The organism is Kocuria sp. (genome assembly GCF_030530945.1).
In the GTDB taxonomy this organism is placed as follows: Bacteria; Actinomycetota; Actinomycetes; order Actinomycetales; family Micrococcaceae; genus Kocuria.
In genome coordinates this window covers 22,217-30,239 of sequence record NZ_JAUMTZ010000001.1, presented here as the reverse complement: position 1 = coordinate 30,239, position 8,023 = coordinate 22,217, and the positions used below count along the sequence as shown (strand labels likewise).

Below are 8,023 nucleotides of genomic sequence, written 5' to 3'. Positions count from 1 at the left end.
GTCTCGGCAGGGGGCGCCCGGCGATCGGTGCCGTCCCGCACCGCGGCGGCGTCATGTTCGGACCCGGTCCCGCGGAGCGGATCTCAGTCGTTAGAGTCATGGTGACATTTACCGGTTGACGGCTCCGCCCCCGGGCGGCGAAGGGAGCGCGCCATGGGTTCCTCGCGCACGAGCCTCGCCGTGTCCACCGTGATCTTCACCGTCCGTCCCACGGGCCCCGGCGGGCGCCACGAGCTGTGGCTGCCCCTGGTGCGCCGCGTCCGGGAGCCGTACCGCCACGTGTGGGCCCTGCCCGGCGGGCCCCTCCAGGAGGACCGCGACCTGGAGGACGCCGCCGCCTGGTACCTGCGGCTCACCGTGGGACTGGGCACCGCGCACCTGGAGCAGCTCGCCACGTTCGGGGGTCTGGACCGCTCCGAGGGGTCCGACGAGCGCGTGGTCACCGTGGTCTACTGGGTGGCCCTGCCCGCGGAGGACGCCGCCGCCGCCGGGGAGGAGGACCTCAACGTCGCCTGGCTGCGGGCCACCGCTCTGCCCGCGCTGGCCTTCGACCACTCGCGCATCGTGGCGCACGCCCTGGACCGGCTGCGCGACCGGATCGCGGACCCCACGGTCGCCCGGTCCTTCCTGCCGCCCGTGTTCACCGTCGCGCAGCTGCGCGAGGTGCACGAGGCCATCCTGGGGCACGCACTGGACGCCCCCAACTTCCGCCGTCACGTGCTGCGCTCGGGCCGGCTGCAGGACACCGGTGAGCGTGTTCCCGGTACCCCGCACCGGCCGCCGGCCCTCTACCGCTTCGCGGCCGAGGACACCCCCGCCCTGTTCCGATCCGACCCGATCCACCCGCACCAGGAGACCCCATGACCTCCGTCCCCACCCGCCTCACCCTGCTGGCCTCCCGGCCCGACGCCGCGGCGTCGTCCCCGGGCTCGTGCAGCGCCGCGCTCGCCGAGCAGCCGTGGGACTTCCCGGCCCCGCTCACCGAGGGCTACGGCCCCGGGGCGTCCCAGGACGACGCCGTTCCCCCGGGCTCCCCGGCGCAGCCCGCCATCCCGCAGCGGTACCGGGACGCCACCGCCGAGGAGCTGGACGCCATGATCCGCGCCGCCAAGGACACCCTGGGCGAGCGAGTGGTGGTCATGGGCCACTTCTACCAGCGGGACGAGGTCGTGGCCCACGCGGACTTCATCGGGGACTCGTTCCAGCTGGCGCAGCAGGCGAAGGCCCACCCGGAGGCGGAGGCCATCGTGTTCTGCGGCGTGCACTTCATGGCCGAGACCGCGGACATCCTCTCCACCAGCGAGCAGGCCGTGATCCTGCCGAACCCCGCCGCGGGCTGCTCCATGGCGGACATGGCGGACGAGGACTCCGTGGCGGAGTGCTGGGCGGAGCTCGTGGACGTGCTGGGCCCCCATGCCACGGCCGAGGACGGCACGGTGCTCACCGGGGAGGACGGCGAGCCGCTGGCCTCGGTGGTGCCGGTCACCTACATGAACTCCTCCGCCGCGCTCAAGGCGTTCTGCGGGCGCCACGGGGGCATCGTGTGCACGTCCTCGAACGCGGCCACGGTCCTCGAGTGGGCGTTCACCCGCGGCCAGCGGGTGCTGTTCTTCCCGGACCAGCACCTGGGGCGCAACACCGCCAAGGCCATGGGCGTCCCCCTGGAACGGATGCCCCTGTGGGACCCGCGCCGCCAGCTGGGCGGGAACTCCCCAGACCGACTGCGGGACTCCCGCGTGATCCTGTGGCACGGCTTCTGCTCCGTGCACCGCCGCTTCACCGTGGCACAGATCGAGCGGGCACGCGCGGAGCACCCGGGCTGCACCGTGGTCGTGCACCCCGAGTGCCCCATGGAGGTCGTGGACGCCGCGGACTCCGCAGGCTCCACGGACCACATCCGCAGGGCCGTGGCCGCGGCTGAGCCCGGACAGACCTTCGCGATCGGCACGGAGATCAACATGGTCAACCGGCTGGCCGCCGAGCACCCGGAGCACACCATCTTCTGCCTGGACCCCGTGATCTGCCCGTGCTCCACCATGTACCGAATCCACCCCGGCTACCTCGCGTGGGTCCTGGAGGAGCTCGTGGCGGGACGGGTGGTCAACCAGGTCACGGTCTCCCGGGACGTTGCGCAGGACGCCTCGGTCGCACTGGAACGCATGCTCGCCGCGGTGCCGCGTGCGTGACCCGGCGGGCGCCGCCCGGAGCACCCCGGGTGTGCCAGACCGCCACGCTCCGGCGGACGCCGCCCCGGGGGACGACGCCGCACCGCGCGTGGTCGTCGTGGGTTCCGGCGCCGCGGGACTCACCGCCGCGCTGCGCGCCTCCGCCGACGGCGCCCGGGTCACCGTGGTGAGCAAGGCCGCGCTGACGGACACCGCCACGGACCTCGCCCAGGGTGGGATCGCGGCCATGACGCGCGACCTGCCCGGCGGCCAGCTCCTCGACAGCCCCGAGCTGCACGTGCGGGACACGCTCTCCGCCGGGGCGGGATGCTGCGACGCCGAGGTGGTGCGGGGCGTGGTGGTGGACTCCCCCGCGGCCGTCACCGCCCTGACCGGTCGGGGCGTCCGCTTCGACCGCGTTGCCGGCCCCGACTCGCCGTGGGTCCAGGGGCTCGAGGGTGCGCACAGCGTGCCACGGATCCTGCACGCCGGAGGGGACGCCACCGGCCACGCGATGCAGACGGCGCTCGCGGAGGTCGCACGCGCCACTGCCGCCCGCGAAGGCATGGCCGTCCTGGAATACACACTGGTCACAGAGCTGAAGCTGACCTCCGGTGCGGTGACCGGCGTGACCGTCCGGGCGGTCGAGGCGGGCGGTCTCCTCGGTCCGGAACGCACCCTGGAGGCCGAGCACGTGGTGCTCGCAACCGGCGGCGCCGGGCAGCTGTACCCGTTCACCACGAACCCGGCAGTGGCCACCGGGGACGGCATCGCCCTGGCCCTGCGGGCCGGTGCGGCGGTGCGCGGGCTGGAGTTCGTGCAGTTCCACCCCACGGCGCTGGCCGCCCCGGGGTCCTTCCTGATCTCGGAGGCCGTGCGCGGCGAGGGAGCCGTGCTGCGCAACCACCGCGGTGAACGCTTCATGCTCGCCGTGGATCCACGGGCCGAGCTCGCCCCCCGGGACGTCGTGGCCCGCGCGATTGCGGCGGAGCGCCTCGCCACGGAGGCCGACGTCTTCCTGGACTGCTCCACCGTTCTCGTGCCGGAGGGCACGGACCGCGCGGAGGTCCTGGCCAGCCGCTTCCCCACGATCCACCGGGCACTGGCGGCGCGCGGCATCGACTGGTCCCGGGAGCAGGTGCCCGTGAGCCCGGCCGCGCACTACATGATGGGCGGCATTGCCACGGACGAGCGCGGTCGCACCGGGGTCCCCGGCCTGTGGGCCGCGGGCGAGTGCGCCGCCACGGGCCTGCACGGCGCCAACCGGCTGGCCTCCAACTCGCTGCTGGAGGCGGTGGTGTTCGGCGAGCGCGTCGGGCGCCTCGTCGCCCGCCGGGGCTCCGCACTGGGCCGCGGCGCGGCCACGGAGCCCGCCGATGCCACCGTTCACACCGTCACGTCGTCCGCATATGTCACCGACGCGGCCTCGAAGACGTCGGGTGATGGCCCGAACGCACGGGGATCACTCGATATGACCTCCCCGATGGGCCACCCGGACACCGTTCTCCCCGATGAGGGCGCTAGCCCGTTCACCCGGGCCGCCCTGCAGGACGCCATGTGGCGAGGGGCGGGAGTGGTCCGCACCGGCGCCGGCCTCGCGGAGACGGAACGAGCGGTGGAGAGGTGGCTCGCGGCGGCGTCGCCCGCCGAGCCCCGGAGAGCCGATGCCGGGGACGCCGCCACCCTGGCCGCGCACGAGGACCGGAACCTGCTGCTCGTGGCCCGTGAGCTGGTCCGTGCGGCACGGTTGCGCACGGAGTCACGGGGCGCGCACCATCGTGCGGACTCCTCAGTGGCGGCCGCAGATCCTCGGCCCACCGACCGCGACACCCACGAAAGGACAGCGCATGCTGCACCGCTCAGCCGTTGAAGCCGTGATCCGCGCCGGACTCGCAGAGGACGCCCCGTGGGGTGACCTCACCTCCGACCTCGTGATTCCGGAGGACGCCCACGCCACCGCCACGGTGGTCTCCCGGGAGGCCGGGGTGTTCGCCGGGGCAGAGGTGGTCAGGGTGGGATTCCCCCTCGCAGACCCCCGACTGGAGGTGGAGCTGCACGTGGCGGACGGCGACCGGCTGCAGCCCGGCACCGCGGTGGCCACGGTGAGCGGCCCGGCACGGCCCCTGCTGACCGCCGAGCGCACGGTGCTGAACCTCGTGCAGCGCATGTCCGGGATCGCCACGACCACCGCCCGCTACGTGGCCGCCGTGGAGGAGAAGGTCACGGAGGTGGAGCGCGCGAACAAGCTCCCCGCGGGAACCATCACCCGCACCCGGGTGTGCGACACCCGCAAGACCACCCCCGGGCTGCGCGCGCTCGAGAAGCACGCCGTGACGTGCGGGGGCGGGCACAACCACCGCTTCGGTCTCTCGGACGCCGTGATGCTCAAGGACAACCACCTGGCCGTCCTCGCGGCGGGCGGCGCATCCCTGCCCCGCGCGCTGCGCGAGCTCCGACGAAAAATGCCTCACACGGCATGCATGGTGGTGGAGGTGGACCGGCTGGACCAGATCGAGGACGTCCTGGCAGGCGGGGCGGACGTGGTGCTGCTGGACAACTTCACCCCGGCGGACCTGGTGAGCGGCGTGGCCGTGGTCGACGGCCGCGCCGCCGTGGAGGCCTCCGGGGGCATCACCCTGGAGACCATCGGGCAGGTGGCCGCCACCGGAGTGGACGTGATCTCCGTGGGGGCCCTGACCCACTCCGTCCAGGCCCTGGACCTGGGTCTGGACATCGCCGTGGGCTAGCGGAGACCTCACCCGACTCAGCAGCAGCGCGGGACCCTGGTGCGCACCGCATCCGTCCGCCCCTCGCGGTTGCCACTCCTCCCATGAAAGGTCATCCCGTGATCTACCTCGACCACGCCGCCACCACAGCTCCCCGCCGAGATGTGCTGGAGGCCATGTGGCCGTGGCTGACCGCCGAGTACGGCAACGCGTCCAGCCACCACGAGCGGGGCCGCCGCGCCGCCCGCGCCCTCGAGGAGGCCCGGGAGCGCGTGGCGGCGGTGCTCCACGCCCGTCCCGGGGAGGTGGTCTTCACGTCCGGCGGCACCGAGGGGGACAACCTCGCGGTCAAGGGAATCGCTCTGGCCCGCCGTGAGCGCCACCCCGCCCGGACGAGCCTGGTCACGAGTGCGGTCGAGCACCACGCCGTCCTGGAGTCGGCGGCGGACCTCGCCCGGCACGAGGGCTTTGCCGTGCGGTGCGCGGCCGTGGACACGTGTGGCGCGGTCACCCCGGACGCCTTCCGGTCCGCGCTCGTGGGCGATGCCACCGCGGGCAGCGGGGTGGCCGTGGCCTCCGTGATGCTCGCCAACAACGAGATCGGCACGGTGCAGGACGTCGCGACCCTCGCCGAGATCGCGGCGAAGCGGGACGTCCCCCTGCACACGGACGCCGTCCAGGCCGCGGGCACGCTGCCCCTGGACGTCCGTTCCCTGGGTGTGAGCGCACTGACGCTGGCCGGCCACAAGATCGGCACGCCCCCGGGCATCGGGGTGCTCTGGCTGCGACGGGGAACCCCGCTGAGGCCCCTGCTCAGCGGCGGAGGCCACGAGCGCGGACGGCGTCCGGGGACCTCCACGGTGGCCGGGGCAGTGGGGTTCGCCGTGGCCCTGGAGCAGGCGGAGGCGGAGCGCGAGAAGCACGCGCGGCGGTGCACCGAGCTGCGGGACCGGCTGATCGCGGGCGTCCTGGGGAGCGTCCCCGGCGCCCTGCTCACCGGCCCCGACCCATCAGCAGGAGGCGCACGCCTGGCCACGAACGCGAGCTTCTGCTTCCCCGGTGTCAACGGCGAGACGGTGCTGGTGGACCTGGAGAACCGCGGGATCATGGTGTCCTCGGGCTCGGCGTGCTCCGCCGGATCCACGGAACCGTCCCACGTGCTCACAGCGCTGGGCCTGGCACCGGAGCTCGCGAGCGCCGCAGTGCGCTACAGCCTGGGGAGGGACACCACCGCGCAGGACGTCGACGCCGCCGTGGCCGCCACCGCGGAGGTGGTCACTGCCCTGCGCCACCGGCACTGAGGGCTGACCCTCGCTTCCCGCAGACCGCGGGCCCCACCACAGGGCGAAGAGTCAGTCGTGCAAGTCCGCATCCCGCTGAGCATGACGCCCCTCCGGCGTCCGCCGCCGTGACTTGCCGCGGAAGACCTCACGCAGGCAGACCCCCAGAGTGGCCCCCACGACTGCGACTCCGGCCAGGATCAGCGCATCCCCGAAGGACTTGCCCATCAGGAGATACACGACGACGAGGGCAACGACAGAGACGACAACGAACAGCACCCACACATACACAGACCCACGGCTACCCCTCATCTACTGCTCCTCCCTCCGCACACCCCACGCCCTGTGCCAGTAGGCAGCATCGCTCGTGGTGGAACGCAGAATCGCATCCGGCGCAAGGGGCGCCTGCCAGAACTCCAGCAGGTGCTCCCCGCTCACCTCGTCCTGGTGCCCCGCCTCGCGGTCACGGAAGCTGACCCGCAACCGGTATGCAGCTGGCACGAGTTGGGGAAACGTAAAGACCTCTTCCCATCCCCAGGGCAGGATGCTGAACTGCTCCCCCTCGGGGACAACCAGAGAGAGCTCCACAACGTCCTCCCACTCGTCACCAACGGGAGGTTCTGAGGAGTTGAGCAGTACTCGGACCCGGCCCCCTCGCAATCCAGCCATGATCACGAGCCCCAGTACATATACATCTGGCCGTACTGGGTCTCGAACCATCCGTCCCACAGGGTTTCGCTACTCGGACGATCATTCGCCGGGCCCCGCGATGGTGTGCTCACGAGAGCATGATCGTGGAATCAGGTTCTCAGCGCTAGGGGTGCACCGGGTGCGGCGGCTCCTCGCCCCGCGCCATGGCGACGGCGTTCTCCGCCGTCATCCGGGCCATCCGGGAGCGGGTGCCCTCCTCCGCGGAGCCGATGTGCGGCAGCAGGAACGCGTTGGGCAGCTCCAGCAGGCCGGGCTCCACCTCCGGTTCGTTCTCGAAGACGTCCAGACCCGCCGCGAAGATCTCGCCGTCCTTCAGTGCCTGCACCAGGGCCTTCTCGTCCACCACCGGCCCGCGCGCAGTGTTCACCAGCACGGCCGTGGACTTCATGCGGCGCAGGGTGTCCGCGTCGACCAGGTGCCGGGTGTCCTCCGTGAGGGGCACGTGCAGCGAGATGTAGTCGCTGGTCTCCACCAGTTCGTCCCAGGGCACCTGGGTGACCTTTCCGCCCAGGTCACCGAGCTCCTCGTCCGAGACCTCCCGGTCCCGGGGCGGGCGCTGCGTGAAGACCACGGTCATCCCGAACGCCAGCGCCCGGCGGGCCACCGCCTTCCCGATGCGCCCCAGCCCGGCGATTCCCAGGGTTGCCCCGGACACGTCCTGCCCCACCATCAGCTTCGGCCGCAGGCCCGTGAACTCTCCGCCGCGCAGGAACTCGGTGGCCTCGTGGGCTCGCCTCCCCGCACCCAGGAGCAGGAGCATGGCCAGGTTGGCGGTGGCGTCGTTGAGCACCTCGGGGGTGTTGCCCACTGCGATGCCGTGCTCGGCGGCCGCGGCCACGTCGATGTTGTTGTAGCCCACGGCGTAGTTCGCAATCCCCCTGATCCGCGCCCGGGCCAGCAGGTCGGCGTCGAAGCGGTCCGACGTCTGGGAGATCACCACGTCGTACTCACCGCTGGTCACGGCGTGCCGCAGCTCCGTGGCATCCATGCCGTGCCGGACATCAACCTCTCCCACCTCTCTCAGCATCGTCACGCCGGGCTCGGGGATCTCATCGGTCACCAGGAAACGCTGGACGGACATGGCTGTGCTCCTCGGAGTGGGCGGAACGGACACGGGCGACGGCGCCGGGGCCGTCCGGCT

Annotated in this window: 7 protein-coding genes; 5 read left to right on the top strand and 2 right to left on the bottom strand. The window is 72.6% G+C overall.

The genetic code is table 11. The annotated features are described in order from the left end of the window. The first annotated feature begins 153 nt into the window (after positions 1-153). The 5 genes from Q4A22_RS00140 (at position 154) to Q4A22_RS00120 (ending at position 6,192) form a co-directional block, all read left to right on the top strand. On the top strand, positions 154-864 hold the full coding sequence (locus tag Q4A22_RS00140) for an NUDIX domain-containing protein (protein WP_303176489.1): 711 nt from the start codon (positions 154-156) through the stop codon (positions 862-864). Continuing rightward, on the top strand, positions 861-2,186 hold the full coding sequence (gene nadA, locus Q4A22_RS00135; protein ID WP_303176488.1) for a quinolinate synthase NadA: 1,326 nt from the start codon (positions 861-863) through the stop codon (positions 2,184-2,186). Before Q4A22_RS00140 ends, nadA begins: the two co-directional genes overlap by 4 nt. 31 nt (positions 2,187-2,217) lie before the next feature. Next, positions 2,218-4,035: an L-aspartate oxidase gene (locus Q4A22_RS00130; protein ID WP_303176486.1), complete on the top strand. Its 1,818-nt coding sequence runs from the start codon at positions 2,218-2,220 to the stop codon at positions 4,033-4,035. After that, positions 4,013-4,912 (top strand): carboxylating nicotinate-nucleotide diphosphorylase, encoded by a 900-nt coding sequence (gene nadC / locus Q4A22_RS00125; RefSeq protein WP_303176485.1) that lies wholly within the window; start codon positions 4,013-4,015, stop codon positions 4,910-4,912. The genes Q4A22_RS00130 and nadC overlap by 23 nt, the downstream gene beginning before the upstream one ends. Positions 4,913-4,995: 83 nt before the next feature. Next, positions 4,996-6,192, top strand: coding sequence for a cysteine desulfurase family protein (locus Q4A22_RS00120; protein WP_368410533.1), 1,197 nt, complete (start codon positions 4,996-4,998; stop codon positions 6,190-6,192). Between the two features lie 291 nt (positions 6,193-6,483). On the opposite strand, the gene Q4A22_RS00115 is transcribed toward Q4A22_RS00120, so the two are convergent. After that, positions 6,484-6,672 carry a hypothetical protein gene (locus Q4A22_RS00115; RefSeq protein WP_303176483.1) on the bottom strand — a complete coding sequence of 63 codons (189 nt, stop codon included), beginning with the start codon at positions 6,670-6,672 and terminating at the stop codon, positions 6,484-6,486. Positions 6,673-6,985: 313 nt separating this feature from the next. Next, complete coding sequence (locus Q4A22_RS00110) at positions 6,986-7,963, bottom strand: D-glycerate dehydrogenase (RefSeq protein ID WP_303176481.1); 978 nt, start codon at positions 7,961-7,963, stop codon at positions 6,986-6,988. Positions 7,964-8,023: the final 60 nt, after the last annotated feature.

Excerpts from the sequence above, each read along its gene's own strand:
- Q4A22_RS00140 (WP_303176489.1), top strand. The coding sequence starts at position 154 with ATGGGTTCCTCGCGCACGAGCCTCGCCGTGTCCACCGTGATCTTCACC.
- Q4A22_RS00110 (WP_303176481.1), bottom strand. The coding sequence starts at position 7,963 with ATGTCCGTCCAGCGTTTCCTGGTGACCGATGAGATCCCCGAGCCCGGC.
- Q4A22_RS00120 (WP_368410533.1), top strand. The coding sequence starts at position 4,996 with ATGAAAGGTCATCCCGTGATCTACCTCGACCACGCCGCCACCACAGCT.
- nadA (WP_303176488.1), top strand. The coding sequence starts at position 861 with ATGACCTCCGTCCCCACCCGCCTCACCCTGCTGGCCTCCCGGCCCGAC.
- nadC (WP_303176485.1), top strand. The coding sequence starts at position 4,013 with ATGCTGCACCGCTCAGCCGTTGAAGCCGTGATCCGCGCCGGACTCGCA.